At 61.6% G+C, this 14,842-nt stretch carries 13 protein-coding genes; 11 read left to right on the top strand and 2 right to left on the bottom strand.

The features are described 5' to 3' along the window. Positions 1 to 930, bottom strand: a complete 930-nt coding sequence (locus GGD53_RS23795; protein WP_184459234.1) for a UDP-glucose 4-epimerase family protein — start codon at positions 928 to 930, stop codon at positions 1 to 3. 448 nt (positions 931 to 1,378) lie between these two features. On the opposite strand from GGD53_RS23795, the gene GGD53_RS23790 reads away from it, so the two are divergent. The 11 genes from GGD53_RS23790 (at position 1,379) to GGD53_RS23740 (ending at position 13,963) form a co-directional block, all read left to right on the top strand. Next, the gene (locus tag GGD53_RS23790; RefSeq protein ID WP_184459233.1) at positions 1,379 to 2,305 is read left to right on the top strand and encodes a D-alanine--D-alanine ligase; all 927 of its coding nucleotides are present in this window, start codon (positions 1,379 to 1,381) and stop codon (positions 2,303 to 2,305) included. Further along, complete coding sequence (locus tag GGD53_RS23785; RefSeq protein WP_184459232.1) at positions 2,293 to 3,225, top strand: cell division protein FtsQ/DivIB; 933 nt, start codon at positions 2,293 to 2,295, stop codon at positions 3,223 to 3,225. Before GGD53_RS23790 ends, GGD53_RS23785 begins: the two co-directional genes overlap by 13 nt. Further along, positions 3,222 to 4,553 carry a cell division protein FtsA gene (ftsA, locus tag GGD53_RS23780; RefSeq protein WP_064803798.1) on the top strand — a complete coding sequence of 444 codons (1,332 nt, stop codon included), beginning with the start codon at positions 3,222 to 3,224 and terminating at the stop codon, positions 4,551 to 4,553. Before GGD53_RS23785 ends, ftsA begins: the two co-directional genes overlap by 4 nt. Before the next feature lie 56 nt (positions 4,554 to 4,609). Further along, positions 4,610 to 6,340: a cell division protein FtsZ gene (gene ftsZ / locus GGD53_RS23775; RefSeq protein ID WP_184459231.1), complete on the top strand. Its 1,731-nt coding sequence runs from the start codon at positions 4,610 to 4,612 to the stop codon at positions 6,338 to 6,340. A 264-nt stretch (positions 6,341 to 6,604) separates the two neighbouring features. Next, positions 6,605 to 7,561: a UDP-3-O-acyl-N-acetylglucosamine deacetylase gene (lpxC, locus tag GGD53_RS23770; protein ID WP_184459230.1), complete on the top strand. Its 957-nt coding sequence runs from the start codon at positions 6,605 to 6,607 to the stop codon at positions 7,559 to 7,561. A gap of 268 nt (positions 7,562 to 7,829) precedes the next feature. Then, positions 7,830 to 8,699, top strand: coding sequence for an outer membrane protein assembly factor BamD (locus tag GGD53_RS23765; RefSeq protein ID WP_170965882.1), 870 nt, complete (start codon positions 7,830 to 7,832; stop codon positions 8,697 to 8,699). Positions 8,700 to 8,704: 5 nt separating this feature from the next. Beyond that, positions 8,705 to 10,378, top strand: a complete 1,674-nt coding sequence (gene recN / locus GGD53_RS23760) for a DNA repair protein RecN (RefSeq protein ID WP_184459229.1) — start codon at positions 8,705 to 8,707, stop codon at positions 10,376 to 10,378. A 76-nt stretch (positions 10,379 to 10,454) separates the two neighbouring features. After that, positions 10,455 to 10,982 (top strand): DUF6886 family protein, encoded by a 528-nt coding sequence (locus GGD53_RS23755; protein WP_184459228.1) that lies wholly within the window; start codon positions 10,455 to 10,457, stop codon positions 10,980 to 10,982. 109 nt (positions 10,983 to 11,091) lie between these two features. Then, positions 11,092 to 13,248, top strand: a complete 2,157-nt coding sequence (ligA, locus tag GGD53_RS23750) for an NAD-dependent DNA ligase LigA (RefSeq protein ID WP_184459227.1) — start codon at positions 11,092 to 11,094, stop codon at positions 13,246 to 13,248. A 41-nt stretch (positions 13,249 to 13,289) separates the two neighbouring features. After that, a complete protein-coding gene (locus tag GGD53_RS23745; protein ID WP_184459226.1) occupies positions 13,290 to 13,586 on the top strand; it encodes a type II toxin-antitoxin system HigB family toxin in 297 nt (98 codons plus the stop codon). Then, positions 13,586 to 13,963, top strand: coding sequence for a helix-turn-helix domain-containing protein (locus tag GGD53_RS23740; protein ID WP_184459225.1), 378 nt, complete (start codon positions 13,586 to 13,588; stop codon positions 13,961 to 13,963). The genes GGD53_RS23745 and GGD53_RS23740 overlap by 1 nt, the downstream gene beginning before the upstream one ends. Here the strand turns inward: GGD53_RS23740 and GGD53_RS23735 are convergent. Further along, positions 13,960 to 14,496, bottom strand: a complete 537-nt coding sequence (locus GGD53_RS23735) for a GNAT family N-acetyltransferase (RefSeq protein WP_184459224.1) — start codon at positions 14,494 to 14,496, stop codon at positions 13,960 to 13,962. The genes GGD53_RS23740 and GGD53_RS23735 overlap by 4 nt on opposite strands. Positions 14,497 to 14,842 lie beyond the last annotated feature (346 nt).

The raw sequence follows: 14,842 nt of genomic DNA, 5'->3' as shown, positions 1-14,842 counted from the left end.
CTATTCTACTGCCTGTTTGAGGCCTTCGCGCGGGGTGACGACGGGTGACCAGCCGAGAACGTCGCGCGCCCGGGATATGTCGACCTGCAGCGAACCACAAAGGCGCTGATAGACGGCCTCCTTCCCGAGTGCCTTTGCCGCCAGGTGCAGCAGTGCAGGCGGGAAGGGGACCAGCATCGGCTTGACGCCCAGCCCCGCGGCAATTCCCCTGATGAGATCAGGCGTCGAGAGGTCTTCACCATCTCCGGCAAGGAAGGTCTCGCCTGCGGCGGCGGGATGGGTCGCGCAGGTGATGATCAGGTCGACAAGATTTTGCACCGCGACCAATGTGCGGCGGTTCTTCAGCGAAGCGAAGGGGAGCGGCAGTTTCTTGCGGACAAGATTAACGAGCAGCGCGAAGTTACCGCGTGCGCCGGGGCCATAGACCAGCGGCGGCCGGATGATGACGACTTCCATGCCGGTGCGCGCTGCGATTTCAAGCAGCCCGATTTCGCATTCCAGCTTCGAAATGCCGTAGGGATCAATCGGCTTCGGTCTGTCGTCGTGCCGGAACGGCCGGTCGTTCTCTTCTCCGTTGACCTTGATGGTGCTGACGAAGACGAATCGCTTCACGCCCGCCTTGGCGGCCTGTCCAGCGAGATTGAGCGCGGCGGCGGTGTTGACCCGGCGGAACTCCGCTAGCGGATCGGCCGCGCGGTCGTCCATGATGTGAACGCGGGCGGCGAGATGGACGATGACGTCGACGCCTTCAAGTGCCGCCGTCCAGTCGGTCTTCTCAGTTATTTCGATCGGCAAATGCCTGACATCGGGCGGAAAGGCAGAGGTCTCGGATCTCGTGGTGGCCACGAGCTCGCAAATCTTGTCTGCCTGCAGCCGTTTGACAAGCGGACTACCGACGAAGCCGGCGGCGCCGGTGACGAGGCATCGCATGATCTTCTCCCTGATTACCCATGCGCCTTCGCTAACCGGAAGCGATACCGGCATCAATAGGAAACCGGCGACCGCCGAGCGCGCGCCGGTCCTCTGCATTAATCAAATTGGAGGTGGCGGTCGTCGCCTCACTGTTGCCTGTATCCGGCTGAGAGATGGTACTCGACCATCTCACCGATGCCATCGCAGGTGAACGAGTTTAGATATGTCTTTGAACGCATGTGGTTTTTTCCGATTCTATTCGCCTTCGATGAAAGAGGGTCAGGAATGGTCGCCTATGAGCAAAAGGTAAAAAGGCGCCAAGTTCCGGGAAAACAGTTAACGAAAGTAAACACTTCATTAACCATAATGATGCTCTAATGCATGTGAGGCCCGACAACGCGAAACGACGCAGACAGCTTCGCGCAAGCGTCGTTTTCAAAAATGGAAGTTATTTTTGGGGGTTTTGATGAGTCGCAAGCATGTTGCTGTCCTGATGGGCGGATTTTCCTCGGAAAGGCCTGTCAGCCTTTCCTCGGGAAAGGCTTGCGCAGAGGCCCTCGAAGCCGAAGGCTTCAAGGTAACTACGATCGATGTCGCCCGCGATGTTTCCGAAAAGCTTGCCGCATTGAGGCCCGATGTCGTCTTCAATGCGCTTCATGGGCCGTTCGGGGAGGACGGGACCATCCAGGGCATTTTGGAATATCTGGAGATCCCCTATACGCATTCCGGTGTGCTTGCCTCGGCGCTGGCAATGGATAAGGACAAGGCGAAGCGTGTCGCTGCCGCCGCCGGCATCCCCGTCGCCGAATCGCAGGCCATCAACCGTTTCGCTTTTCCTTCGACGCATCCGATGAAGCCGCCTTACGTGGTGAAGCCTGTGCGCGAGGGCTCGAGCTTCGGCGTCGTGATCGTCACCGAAGAGCAGGCGCATCCGCCGCAGGTCGTCAGCTCGCCCGAATGGCGCTATGGCGAAGAGGTGCTGGTCGAGCGCTATGTCTACGGCCGCGAGCTCACCTGCGGCGTTATGGGCGAGACTGCGCTCGGTGTCACCGAGGTGGTGCCGCAGGGACACAATTTTTATGATTACGATTCCAAGTATGCTGCGGGCGGTTCAAAACACGTCATCCCAGCGAAAATTTCACCGAATATTTACCAAAAAATACAAACATTGGCCCTAAGGGCGCATCAGGCAATCGGTTGTCGCGGCGTCAGTCGGTCCGACTTTCGTTACGACGATCGTTTCTCCGAAGACGGCGAAATCATCTGGCTGGAGGTCAATACCCAGCCAGGCATGACTCCAACCTCGCTCGTGCCCGAAATGGCCGGTCATGCCGGCTATTCCTTTGGTGAGTTTCTCCGGTGGATGGTGGAGGACGCGTCTTGTTTGCGTTGACGGTCAAGAGGATAGGGCGCCCCAGCCATCATGCCGTGCTTCCGGTCATGGAAGCCGAAGAGCGGTTCGTCCTGCCGCGTCCGCTGCGCCGCGTCACGCGCTTCCTGATCAGTCTCGGCAGCGGCCGCATCTACATTCCGGCCCATACGGGCACGGTGTCGGCGCTTGCCTTCCTGGCTGCGACCGGCCTCTACGGCATGTCGCTCGGCGGTCACACGGAAGCGGTCGCGCAGGCGACGACCACGGCCGCAGGTTTTGCGATCGAGGATGTGAAAGTCTCCGGCAATTCGGAAACCTCCGAAATCGAGATCCTGCAGCTGATCGGCCTTGACGGCACGACCTCACTGGTGGCGCTCGACGTCGATGCGGCCCGCCGGAAGATTGCGCACCTTCCCTGGGTCGAGAATGTCGAGGTTCGAAAGGTCTATCCGAGGACGATCGAAGTGAAGCTCAAGGAGCGTGAGGCCTATGCGATCTGGCAGCACGGGCAGGAGCTTTCGCTGATCGAGAAGAACGGCAGCGTCATTGCGGCGTTGCGCGACAACAAGTTTTCGTCGCTGCCGCTCGTCGTCGGCCGCGACGCCGAGACCGCGGCGGCTTCGCTCGGCGACGCCTTTTCGAAGTGGCCCGACGTGAAGGCCCGCGTGAAGGCCTATGTCTGGATATCGGGCCGTCGTTGGGATCTGCACATGGATAACGGCGTCGTCGTCAAGCTGCCGGAAGACGGCATCGATCAGGCGCTGGCGACGCTTTCGAAGTTCGACAAGGAGCATCAGCTCCTGGAGCGGGACATCGCCGCGGTCGATCTGAGATTGCCGGACAGGACCGCGATCCAGCTGACGCCGGAAGCGGCGGTCCGCCGGCAGGCGGCGGTAACGGAGCGTACGAAGGAATTGAAGAAGGCGGGGCAGAATATATGAGCTTGTTCGGTTCATCCCATTTCGGATTGCCGCGCCTGAAGCCGCTTTCGTCGAAGCGGTCGCATGTCGTTTCGGTGCTCGACATCGGCTCGACCAAGGTCGTCTGCATGATCGGTCGGCTGACGCCGCGCGAGGAAAGCCAGATCCTGCCGGGCCGCACGCACAATATCGAGATCATCGGCATCGGCCATCAGCGCTCCCGCGGCATCAAGACCGGCGTCATCGCCGATCTCGATGCGCTTGAAGGCGTCATTCGGCTGGCGGTCGACGCGGCGGAGCGCATGGCCGGGCTGACCGTCGAGAGCCTGATCGTCAATCTGACGGCCGGCCGCCTCGGCAGTGACATCTACACCGCGACGATCGATCTCGGCGGCCAGGAAGTCGAACTCAACGATTTGAAGAAGGTGCTGTCGGCGGCCTGCCAGCAGTCTCTGCGCCAGGACCGTTCGGTGCTGCATTCGCTGGCGACCGGCTTCTCGCTCGACGGCGAGCGCGGCATTCGCGATCCTCTGGCAATGTATGGCGATGCGCTCGGGGTCGACATGCATGTCGTGACCGCGGAGCGCTCGGCACTGAAGAACCTCGAGCTCAGCGTCAACCGCGCGCATCTGTCGGTCGAAGGCATTGTTGCGACCCCCTATGCATCCGGTCTTGCGGCTCTCGTCGACGATGAGGTCGAACTCGGCTGCGCGGCGATCGACATGGGCGGCGGCACGACGACGATTTCGGTCTTTGCCGAAGGCAAGCTCGTTCATACCGATGCCGTCGGTCTCGGCGGCCATCACGTCACCACCGACCTCGCGCGCGGCCTTTCGACCCGCATCGAGGATGCAGAGCGGCTGAAGGTCGTGCATGCCTCCGCACTCTTGAATTCCTCCGATGAGCGTGAGCTGATCTCGATCCCGCCGATCGGCGAGGACGATCGCGACCAGCCGTCTCAGGTGCCGCGCGCGCTGGTTTCGCGCATCGTATCGGCCCGAATCGAAGAGACGATGGAACTGATCCGCGACCGGATCCAGCGTTCCGGCTTCAGCCCGATCGTTGGAAAACGCGTCGTGCTGACGGGAGGCGCGAGCCAGCTGACCGGCCTTGCCGAGGTGGCGCGGCGCATTCTGGCCCGCAACGTCCGCATCGGCCGGCCGATGGGCGTCTCGGGACTGCCGACGGCGGCCAAGGGCCCGGCCTTTTCGACGGCCGTCGGCCTGATGATTTATCCGCAGGTCGCGGACATGGAGACACATGCGTCACAGAGCGGTCTGCTCATGTCGCTTGGGGGAAATAACAGCCGCATAGCCCGCATGGGCCAGTGGCTGAAGGAAAGCTTCTGAAATTTGCGTAATTGGCCGGCGTGGCGATGCGGCCAGAGAGAGAAGGAACAGGTACCATGACCATCAAGCTGCAAAAGCCTGACATCACCGAGCTGAAGCCGCGCATCACCGTATTCGGCGTCGGCGGCGGCGGCGGCAACGCCGTCAACAACATGATCACCGCAGGCCTCCAGGGCGTCGACTTCGTCGTTGCCAACACGGATGCGCAGGCGCTGACGATGACGAAGGCCGAGCGCATCATCCAGCTCGGCGCCAACGTCACCGAAGGCCTCGGTGCCGGTTCGCAGCCGGAAGTCGGCCGTGCGGCCGCCGAAGAGTGCATCGACGAGATCATCGATCACCTGAACGGTACGCATATGTGCTTCGTCACCGCCGGCATGGGCGGCGGCACCGGCACCGGTGCTGCTCCTGTCGTCGCGCAGGCCGCCCGCAACAAGGGCATCCTGACGGTCGGCGTCGTCACCAAACCGTTCCATTTCGAAGGCGGCCGCCGCATGCGCCTGGCCGAGATGGGTATCCAGGAACTGCAGAAGTCTGTCGACACGCTGATCGTCATTCCGAACCAGAACCTCTTCCGCATCGCCAACGACAAGACGACCTTCGCCGACGCTTTTGCCATGGCCGACCAGGTTCTCTATTCGGGCGTCGCCTGCATCACCGACCTGATGGTGAAGGAAGGCCTCATCAACCTCGACTTCGCCGACGTCCGCTCGGTGATGCGCGAGATGGGCCGTGCGATGATGGGCACCGGCGAAGCCTCCGGTGCCGGCCGTGCACTGCAGGCAGCCGAAGCGGCAATCGCCAACCCGCTGCTCGACGAAACCTCGATGAAGGGTGCCCAGGGCCTGCTGATCTCCATCACCGGCGGCCGCGACCTCACCCTCTTCGAAGTCGACGAAGCTGCGACCCGCATCCGCGAAGAAGTCGATCCGGACGCCAACATCATCCTCGGCGCCACTTTCGACGAATCGCTCGAAGGCATCATCCGCGTCTCGGTCGTCGCGACCGGTATCGACCGGGCGATCAGCGAAGCCGCCGAGCGCAACTTCCAGCCGGCCGCCAAGCCCGCTATCCGTCCCTCCGCGGCTGTTGCTCCGGCAGCGGCCGCAGTTCAGCCTGCCCCGGTGATGCAGGCACCGAAGGCCATCGATCCGATCGCGCAGACCATCCGCCAAGCCGAGATGGAACGTGAGCTCGAAATTCCGGCCCCGCGTGCTGCAGCCCCCGTCCAGCAGCCTGCTGCGCAGCAGGAAGTCTTCCGTCCGCAGAGCAAGATCTTCGCGCCTGCACAGGAAGCTCCGGCGATCCGCCCGCAGGTGCAGCAGCAGGCTCCGGCGCCGGTAATGAGCCAGCCGGTGATGAGCCAGCCCGTCCAGCAGCAGCCTATCCAGCAGCAGCCGGTCCGACAGGAGCCGATTATCCGGCAGGCGGCTGAACCGGTGCGCATGCCGAAGGTCGAGGATTTCCCGCCGGTCGTCCAGGCTGAACTCGACCACCGCACGCAGCCGGCTTCCGCGCATCAGCAGGAAGAGCGCGGCCCGATGGGCCTGCTCAAGCGAATCACCAATTCGCTTGGCCGCCGCGACGATGACGCCGTTGCCGCCGACATGACCGCCGCACCGCCGGCCGCGTCACAGCAGCGCCGTCCGTTGTCGCCGGAGGCAAGCCTCTATGCGCCGCGCCGCGGCAATCTCGATGATCAGGGTCGTGCGGTTCCGCAGGCTCGCATGATGCAGGAAGACGATCAGCTGGAAATTCCGGCATTCCTGCGCCGCCAGTCGAACTGAAATATCGGGGGCTTCGGCACCGGTCATGCCCGGGATTCAGATCCCGGGCATTGCTGTTTTCGGGCGGGAATTTATGAGCGATATCAATCGTGTGACTTCGTAACAAAACGAAAGAAACAGTGATTTGGATTGGAGCGCCGACGCACGTAAATATGGCGCAAGAAAACTGCGCTGGGAGTCGTCTGGACGAGACTCCTTCTGCAGAAGGAATGATAACCGCGCCGTGGCACCAACCGCTGGAGCGGAAAAATAAAGGCAGATTTTATGGCTATTGGCTTGCTGGGTTTTCAAACGACGGTTTCGCGTCCCGTGACGCTCTCGGGCATCGGCGTTCATTCGGGTGCGAATGTTTCGATCACGCTGAACCCGGCCGAAGCGGACACCGGCGTCGTTTTCCAGCGCCTGCATGATAATGGCGACATCACCGAACTGAAGGCCGTCTCCTCGCAGGTCGGCAATACAGACCTCTGCACGGTGCTCGGCTTCTCACCCATGCATTCAATCGCAACGATCGAACATGTCATGGCCGCCGTCTATGCGCTCGGCCTCGACAATGTCATCATCGAGGTGCAGGGCGCAGAAATGCCGATCATGGACGGCAGCTCGCTGCCCTTCGTCGAAGCGATCGAGCAGGTCGGTCTCGTCTCGCTCGGCGTCAAGCGTCGCTATATCCGCATCACCAAGCCGGTGCGGATCGAGCATGGCGGCTCCTGGAGCGAATTCCGTCCCTATGACGGCACGCGCTTCGAAGTCGAGATCGATTTCGAATGCCCGCTGATCGGCCGGCAGAAGTGGGCCGGTGACATAAGCGCCGCCGTCTTCAAGTCGGAACTTTCCCGCGCCCGCACCTTCGGCTTCATGCGTGATGTCGAGCGTCTCTGGGCATCGGGTCATGCGCTTGGTTCTTCGCTTGAAAATTCCGTCGTCATCTCGGACGACAATACGGTCATCAATGTCGAAGGCCTGCGATACGCCAAGGACGAGTTTGTCCGTCACAAGACGCTTGATGCCGTTGGCGACCTGTCGCTCGCCGGCGTCCAGTTCATCGGTTGCTACCGATCCTATCGTGGCGGCCACAAGATGAATGCCAATGCTTTGAAGGCGCTGCTCGCCGATCCCTCTGCCTACGAGGTGGTCGAGACCTCGACGCCGCGCCAGCGCGTTGCCGCTCGTGAACTGATCGCCGTCAGCGCTTCGGAATTCGCTCCCTGGTCGGCATGACCTCCAGCATATTCTCAAGACCAGGCCGCCTCTTTCCCGGAGGCGGTTTTTTTATGTCGGCCCGAGTCTGTGGTGATAGGTGTTTTCTCGCAGTTGCTTAGCTGCCACAGGTTGGAGTGAAGAGGAAAAGCCGGCCAATCCGGCGGCGGCTGCCACAAAAATGCGTTAATGCCTTATCATTGCGTTGCTCTTGATGCACATTTGTGGCTAGAAACGCCAGCGAGGCGTGGCTGTCGTGGAGCGAGCGGCGGCAGTGGGGTTCTTTTGAATGGCTTATGCAGGATCTGAAGGTATGATGAAGACAGCGCGCGCTTTGTTCGCATCGCTTCTGGTGCTGAGCGCAGGCGCCTCGATCTCCGGCTGCCAGTCGGATCCCGATATCGACATCACCAAGCTTGGCCTCGAAACCGATCCGCCTGACGTGCTCTACACCCAGGGCCTTGCCAATATGAAGGCGGGCAACATGGCGGAAGCAGCGCGCAAGTTCGATGCAATCGATCGCGAGAACCCATTCTCCGAATGGGCGCGCAAGGCGCTTGTCATGAGCACCTTCGTGAAATACCGCCAGGGCAAGCTCGATGATGCGCTTGCCTCGGGTAACCGTTACATGTCGCAATATCCGAAGTCCCAGGACGCTGCCTATGTGCAGTATCTCATCGGTCTCACCTATTCCAAACAGATCGTCGACGTGACCCAGGACCAGCGCGCCTCGGCCAAGACGATCGAGGCGATGCAGGCTGTGATCGACAACTATCCGAACTCCGAATATGTCGACGACGCCCAGGCGAAGATCCGCTACGCCCGTGATCAGCTCGCCGGCAAGGAAATGCAGATCGGCCGCTACTATATGGAGCGGAAGGAATATCTCGCCGCAATCTCGCGTTTCCGCATCGTCGTCGAGAAATATCCGAACACGAACCAGATCGAAGAGGCCTTGGCGCGTCTCGTCGAGGCTTATTACGCCATGGGTATCGTCGACGAGGCGCAGACCGCGGCAGCCGTCCTTGGTCACAACTATCCGGACAGCCAGTGGTACGCCGATTCCTACAAGCTGCTGCAGACAGGTGGCGCCGAGCCGCGTGAGAACAAGGGCTCCTGGATCGCTGCGGCAGGCAAGAAACTCCTGCTCGGTTCCTAAGTCCCATGCTGATCCAGCTTTCGATCCGCGATATCGTCCTGATCGAGCGGCTGGATCTTGCCTTCGAGACCGGTCTTTCCGTGCTGACGGGTGAGACGGGAGCGGGCAAATCCATCCTGCTCGACAGTCTGTCGCTGGCGCTCGGCGGGCGCGGTGACGGCGGTCTGGTGCGCCATGGCGAAGACAGGGGCCAGGTGACGGCGGTGTTCGACGTCGGCATTGACCATGGGGCGCGCGTACTCCTGCGTGAAAACGGCATCGACGACGAGGGCGACCTGATCTTTCGCCGTCAGCAATCAGCCGATGGGCGCACCAAGGCCTATGTCAATGATCAGCCGGTGAGTGTGCAGCTGATGCGCCAGGCCGGCCAGATGCTGGTCGAGATTCACGGCCAGCACGATGATCGCGCTCTTGTCGACACCAATGCCCACCGCAACCTGCTCGATGCCTTTGCCGGCCTCACCGATGAGGTTGCGGAGGTCTCTCGCCGGTACCGTCTTTGGCGCGACAGCGAACGGACGCTGAAAAAGCATCGCGAGAGGGTGGAAAGTGCGGCGCGCGAGGCCGACTATCTGCGTTCCTCCGTGGCAGAGCTCGAGAAACTCTCGCCACAGGACGGCGAGGAGGAGGAACTCGCCGAAAGCAGGCAGAGGATGATGAAGGCGGAGCGAATCGCCGGCGACATCGCCGAAGCCTCCGAATTCCTGAACGGCAATGCCTCGCCGGTACCGCATATCGCCTCGCTGGTGCGCCGGCTGGAGCGCAAGAGCCATGAAGCGCCCGGGCTGCTCGAAGAGACGGTGACGCTGCTCGATGCTGCGCTCGACCAGCTTTCCAACGCGCAGATGGAAGTCGAGGCAGCGCTCCGCAAGACCGAATACGATCCGAGAGAACTGGAGCGGGTGGAGGAGCGGCTTTTCGCGCTCAGAGCTGCGTCGCGCAAATATTCCGTGCCCGTCACCGAGCTGCCGGCGCTGGCGGTGCGCATGGTCGCCGATCTTGCCGATCTCGATGCGGGCGAGGAGCGGCTTGCGCGTCTGGAAGCGGAGGTCGGTCTGGCGCGAGAGAATTACGATTCGGCGGCGCGCTCGCTTTCCGACAAGCGCCATCAAGCCGGCACCGCGCTGGCTGCCGCCGTGATGGCCGAACTGCCGGCGCTGAAGCTCGAACGCGCTCGTTTCATGGTCGAGATCACCACGGATGCGCAGGAGGCGCTGCCCGAAGGCATCGACGTCGTCGAGTTCCATGTCCAGACCAATCCCGGCACGCGCCCAGGCTCGATCATGAAGGTCGCCTCCGGCGGCGAACTGTCGCGTTTCCTGCTGGCGCTGAAGGTGGCGCTCGCCGATCGCGGCTCAGCCCCGACGCTCGTCTTCGATGAAATCGACACCGGCGTCGGCGGCGCGGTGGCCGATGCGATCGGCCAGCGGTTGAAGCGGCTCTCTGATCGGGTGCAGGTTCTCTCGGTCACCCACGCGCCGCAGGTCGCGGCAAGGGCGGCGACACACCTGCTGATCTCCAAGGGGCCAGCGGCCGAAGGTTCCGAAAAGATCGCCACGCGCGTCGCGACGATGGCGCACAAGGATCGCACCGAGGAGATCGCCCGCATGCTCGCCGGCGCCTCGGTGACGGAAGAGGCGAGGGCGGCGGCGAAGCGCCTGCTGGCGGGTAACGGCTGATTGCTGCGGCCGGCAACGGTGACAAAGATTCCGCTTCGCGCTATGCGTATCATTCCGATCAGCGCGATCCGTTGCCATGCGTCTTTTCCATTTCAGCGATGATCCCGACATTGCGGTGTTCGAGCCGCGCCCGGTTCGCAATCCCTCGATCCGCCCGGTGGGCCTGGAATGGCTGAATGGCCCGCTCGTCTGGGCGATCGATGACGATCATGACTTTATGTATCTCTTTCCGCGAGATTGCCCGCGGATACTGATCTGGGCGACACCCGAGACGCTGGAGACCGAACGGCGGCAATGGCTCGGCGAGTGGCGGGCTGCGGCCTATGTCGAGCGTCATTGGCTGGAAAGGCTCGAAGCGGAAACGATCCATCGCTACGAGATGCCGGCTGAGCAATTTGAGGATCTCAGGGATGCGGGCATGTGGTTGGCCCGTAGACGCGTCGTTTCCATCGAGCGCACCGCCATCTCACGTCTCGACCAGGAGTTCGCGCCGCGCCGGGTGGAACTGCGGGTGGTCGACAGTTTGCGGCTGCTGAAGAACCTCTGGAACACCGGCCTCCATGTCAGCGGGATCCGGCTACGCAATGCGCGGGATTGGGCATAGAACTGTAGGCAGTCCTCACCGGACAGGGTAAGCAACTGCTCTTTTCATCCGGCGATTTTGCTCTAAAAACAATGCAGATTTCTGGCCAGATTCTCTGGAGTGATGTTCCATGTCCACCGAAGGTTCCACCGTCGACACGTTGACGATCGAAGAGGCCACTGCCGAGCTCGAGCGGCTGGCAAGGGAGATCGCGCATCACGACGCGCTTTACCACGGCAAGGACCAGCCGGAAATCTCGGACGCGGATTACGATGCGTTGAAGCGCCGCAACGATGCGCTGGAAGCGCGGTTTCCCGAGCTGATCCGTGAAGACAGCCCGTCGCGGCGGGTCGGTGCTGCGCCTTCCGTCACCTTCTCGCCCGTCGTCCATGCGCGGCCGATGCTGTCGCTCGACAACACGTTTTCGCAGGAGGACGTGCAGGATTTTGTCGCCAGCGTCTATCGCTTCCTCGGTCGGCTGCCGGACCAGTCGATCGCCTTTACCGCCGAACCGAAGATCGATGGCCTTTCGATGTCGATCCGCTACGAGAACGGCAGGCTGACGACGGCCGCCACGCGCGGTGACGGCACGACGGGCGAAAACGTCACTGCCAATATCCGGACGATCGCCGAAATACCCAACCAATTGCCGAAGGGCGTTCCCGCGGTCGTGGAAATCCGCGGCGAGGTCTATATGGCCAAGAGCGACTTCCTGGCGCTGAACCGGCAGATGGAGGCGGAGGGCAAGCAGACCTATGTCAATCCGCGCAATACGGCGGCCGGATCGCTGCGCCAGCTCGACGCCAAGGTGACGGCGAGCCGCAAGCTGAAATTCTTCGCCTATGCCTGGGGTGAGATGTCGGACATGCCGGCCGACACGCAATTCGGCATGGTGCAGACCTTCAAGGACTGGGGCTTCCCGGTCAATCCGCTGATGAAGCGGCTGAATTCGGTTGCCGACATCCTGGCGCATTATGACGAGATCGGCCTCAAACGCCCGGATCTCGATTACGATATCGACGGCGTCGTCTATAAGGTCGACAGCCTCGAACTGCAGCAGCGCCTTGGCTTCCGCTCGCGCAGCCCACGCTGGGCGACGGCGCATAAATTCCCGGCCGAGCAGGCCTTTACCGAGGTTGAGAAGATCGAGATCCAGGTCGGCCGCACCGGGGCGCTGACGCCGGTGGCGCGGCTGAAGCCGATCACGGTCGGCGGCGTCGTCGTCACCAACGCGACGCTGCACAACGAGGATTACATCAAGGGCATCGGCAATAGCGGCGAACGCATCCGGCCGGAGGAACACGATATCCGCGAGGGCGATACCGTCATCGTCCAGCGCGCCGGCGACGTCATTCCGCAGATCCTCGACGTGGTGATGGAGAAGCGCCTCGCCGAGGCGAGGCCCTATGAATTTCCGAAGACTTGCCCGGTCTGCGGTTCGCATGCCGTGCGCGAGGTGAACGAGAAGACCGGCAAGATGGATTCGGTGCGCCGCTGCACCGGCGGCTTTATCTGCCGGGCGCAGGCGACGGAGCATCTGAAGCATTTCGTTTCTCGCAACGCCTTCGATATCGAGGGGCTCGGTTCGAAGCAGATCGACTTCTTCTTTGAAAACGAGGATCCGTCGCTGCAGATCCGCACTGCGCCCGAGATTTTCACGCTGGAGAAGCGCCAGCAATCCTCGCTCACCAAGCTGGAAAATATCGACGGCTTCGGGAGGGTCAGCGTCGGCAAGCTCTATGCGGCGATCAACGAACGGCGGAGCATCGCGCTCCACCGCTTCATCTATGCGCTCGGCATCCGCCATGTCGGCGAGACAACGGCGAAGCTGCTGGCGCGCTCCTACGGCACCTATGAGGCCTTTGCGACCGCGATGAGGGAGGCGGCACCGCTTTCCGGCGACGCCTGGAACGATCTCAATACCATCGAGGGCATCGGCGAGGTCGTGGCTCGCGCCATGGTCGAGTTCTACAAGGAGTCGCGTAATATCGAGGTGATCGGCCGGCTGCTCGAAGAGGTGAGACCTACGGCGGCCGAACAGCCGGTCACGTCAGGCAGCCCGGTTGCCGGCAAGACGGTGGTCTTCACCGGCTCGCTCGAAAAATTCACCCGTGACGAGGCGAAGGCGACGGCCGAAAGTCTCGGCGCCAAGGTGGCGGGCTCGGTGTCGAAGAAAACCGATATCGTTGTCGCCGGCCCAGGCGCCGGCTCGAAGCTCGAGAAGGCCCGCGAACTCGGCGTCCAGACGATGGACGAAGACGAGTGGCTAGCGCTGATTGGCGGGTGATCGATGCTTGATTTGTTCCCGTATTGGGAATATTCTCTTCCATGCAGGTGATCGCCAAGTCGACATTGCGTGCCTTTTGGGAGTTGCACCCGCAGGCCAGGGTTCCTTTTAGCGTCTGGCATGCTGTTGTCAGCAAAGCGGAATGGGCGGGATCGGCGGATATCAAAAGAATGTTCGGTACCAACGTAGATTTCGTCGGTGACAACAGGGTGATTTTCGATATCGGCGGAGACAAGTACCGCCTTATCGTGCACGTTGCCTATGCCTACCGGCGCGTATTGATCAAGTTTGTTGGTACGCATGCCGAATATGACAGGGTTGATCCGGAGACGGTGTAATGGACATAAGACCGATCAGGAGCGATGGTGATCTGGAATGGGCGCTTGGAGAAGTCGCTCCGTATTTCGACAATCCGCCGCCGCAAGGCTCGGCTGATGCGGACAGATTCGACGTGCTCTGCGATCTTATCGAGGCCTATGAAAACCGGCACTTCCCCGCGGTCGAACTGGAACCTGTCGATTTCTTGGATGCATTCATGGAGTTGACCGCCCGCAGCCAGCCAGATCTTGGCGAGATCCTAGGTTCGCGCTCCCGCGCCTCGGAAATCCTGCACCGCAAGCGCGCCTTGACGGTCGACATGATTTTCAAGCTCAACGAGGCATGGGGCGTTCCCGCCGAATGCCTCGTCAAGCCCTATCGTCTGGCTGTTGCCTAAGCCCTCAGCCGCGCCATCGCATAGGCGTCGACATATTGGCCGGCGCGGTAGCCGAATGAGCGCAGAAGCCCTTCCTTTTCGAAGCCGAACTTCTCGTAGAGAGCGATCGCAGCCTCATTGTCGGTATAGACGGTCAGTTCGAGCCGCTTAATGTCGAACCAGTCGTCGGCGGCATCGACCATCGCGCCAAGTAGGATGCGGCCGAAACCGCGACCGGTGAAATCGTCATGCACGCCCATGCCGAGGCTGGCGACGTGTTGGCGACGGCCGCTAAGGCGGTTGAGGCCGCAATTGCCGACGATCTTGCCATTCAGCGTGACGACGAGATTGAGCGCGCCGGGCGAGGGGTTTTCCATGTTCTTGCGGACCTCTTCGATCCGCTGGTACGGCGGCCGCAGGGTGCCGGCCCGGTAGCCCGGTAAGTTGATAAGATCGGTGATCTCTTCAGCATCGGAAAGACGTACGGCGCGCACGACGACGCCGTCCGGCAGGCGCGCTCGGTCGCGGGGTTCATTCTCTTTGTTTTCTGACATGAGATGCTCTCCTTGGGTTTCAGGGAGGAGAGCCGGATTTTCGAAAACCCTGCTCGCCTCGGCAGGGTTTTCGGGATGATCGGACGGCTAGTGACGCACCATCGCTCCCGCGTACCCTGGAAGGGTCGTGGCGATATGATGGATGGTAAGGGTCACAGAGTTGATCATGGGCGGAAGTTTCCCCATTGGCGTGCAGATGTCAACAGGCCGAAATTTGCCTTCGCCTTCCGCTATGATTATGCCGGTAGCGCTAGGTCGAATCGACATTCATCGAAGCCATATCATTGCGGCGACGAGATAGACGAAGCCTTCGAAGTGAATGGCTCTGCGGTCGTATCGCGTGGCG

Origin of the sequence: Rhizobium aethiopicum, from assembly GCF_014197535.1 — a bacterium.
Lineage (GTDB): Bacteria > Pseudomonadota > Alphaproteobacteria > Rhizobiales > Rhizobiaceae > Rhizobium > Rhizobium aethiopicum_A.
This window is presented reverse-complemented; position numbering and strand designations above follow the sequence as displayed.

Excerpts from the sequence above, each read along its gene's own strand:
- GGD53_RS23795 (WP_184459234.1), bottom strand. The coding sequence starts at position 930 with ATGCGATGCCTCGTCACCGGCGCCGCCGGCTTCGTCGGTAGTCCGCTT.
- GGD53_RS23790 (WP_184459233.1), top strand. The coding sequence starts at position 1,379 with ATGAGTCGCAAGCATGTTGCTGTCCTGATGGGCGGATTTTCCTCGGAA.
- ftsA (WP_064803798.1), top strand. The coding sequence starts at position 3,222 with ATGAGCTTGTTCGGTTCATCCCATTTCGGATTGCCGCGCCTGAAGCCG.
- ftsZ (WP_184459231.1), top strand. The coding sequence starts at position 4,610 with ATGACCATCAAGCTGCAAAAGCCTGACATCACCGAGCTGAAGCCGCGC.
- lpxC (WP_184459230.1), top strand. The coding sequence starts at position 6,605 with ATGGCTATTGGCTTGCTGGGTTTTCAAACGACGGTTTCGCGTCCCGTG.
- GGD53_RS23765 (WP_170965882.1), top strand. The coding sequence starts at position 7,830 with ATGGCTTATGCAGGATCTGAAGGTATGATGAAGACAGCGCGCGCTTTG.
- recN (WP_184459229.1), top strand. The coding sequence starts at position 8,705 with ATGCTGATCCAGCTTTCGATCCGCGATATCGTCCTGATCGAGCGGCTG.
- GGD53_RS23755 (WP_184459228.1), top strand. The coding sequence starts at position 10,455 with ATGCGTCTTTTCCATTTCAGCGATGATCCCGACATTGCGGTGTTCGAG.
- ligA (WP_184459227.1), top strand. The coding sequence starts at position 11,092 with ATGTCCACCGAAGGTTCCACCGTCGACACGTTGACGATCGAAGAGGCC.
- GGD53_RS23745 (WP_184459226.1), top strand. The coding sequence starts at position 13,290 with ATGCAGGTGATCGCCAAGTCGACATTGCGTGCCTTTTGGGAGTTGCAC.
- GGD53_RS23740 (WP_184459225.1), top strand. The coding sequence starts at position 13,586 with ATGGACATAAGACCGATCAGGAGCGATGGTGATCTGGAATGGGCGCTT.
- GGD53_RS23735 (WP_184459224.1), bottom strand. The coding sequence starts at position 14,496 with ATGTCAGAAAACAAAGAGAATGAACCCCGCGACCGAGCGCGCCTGCCG.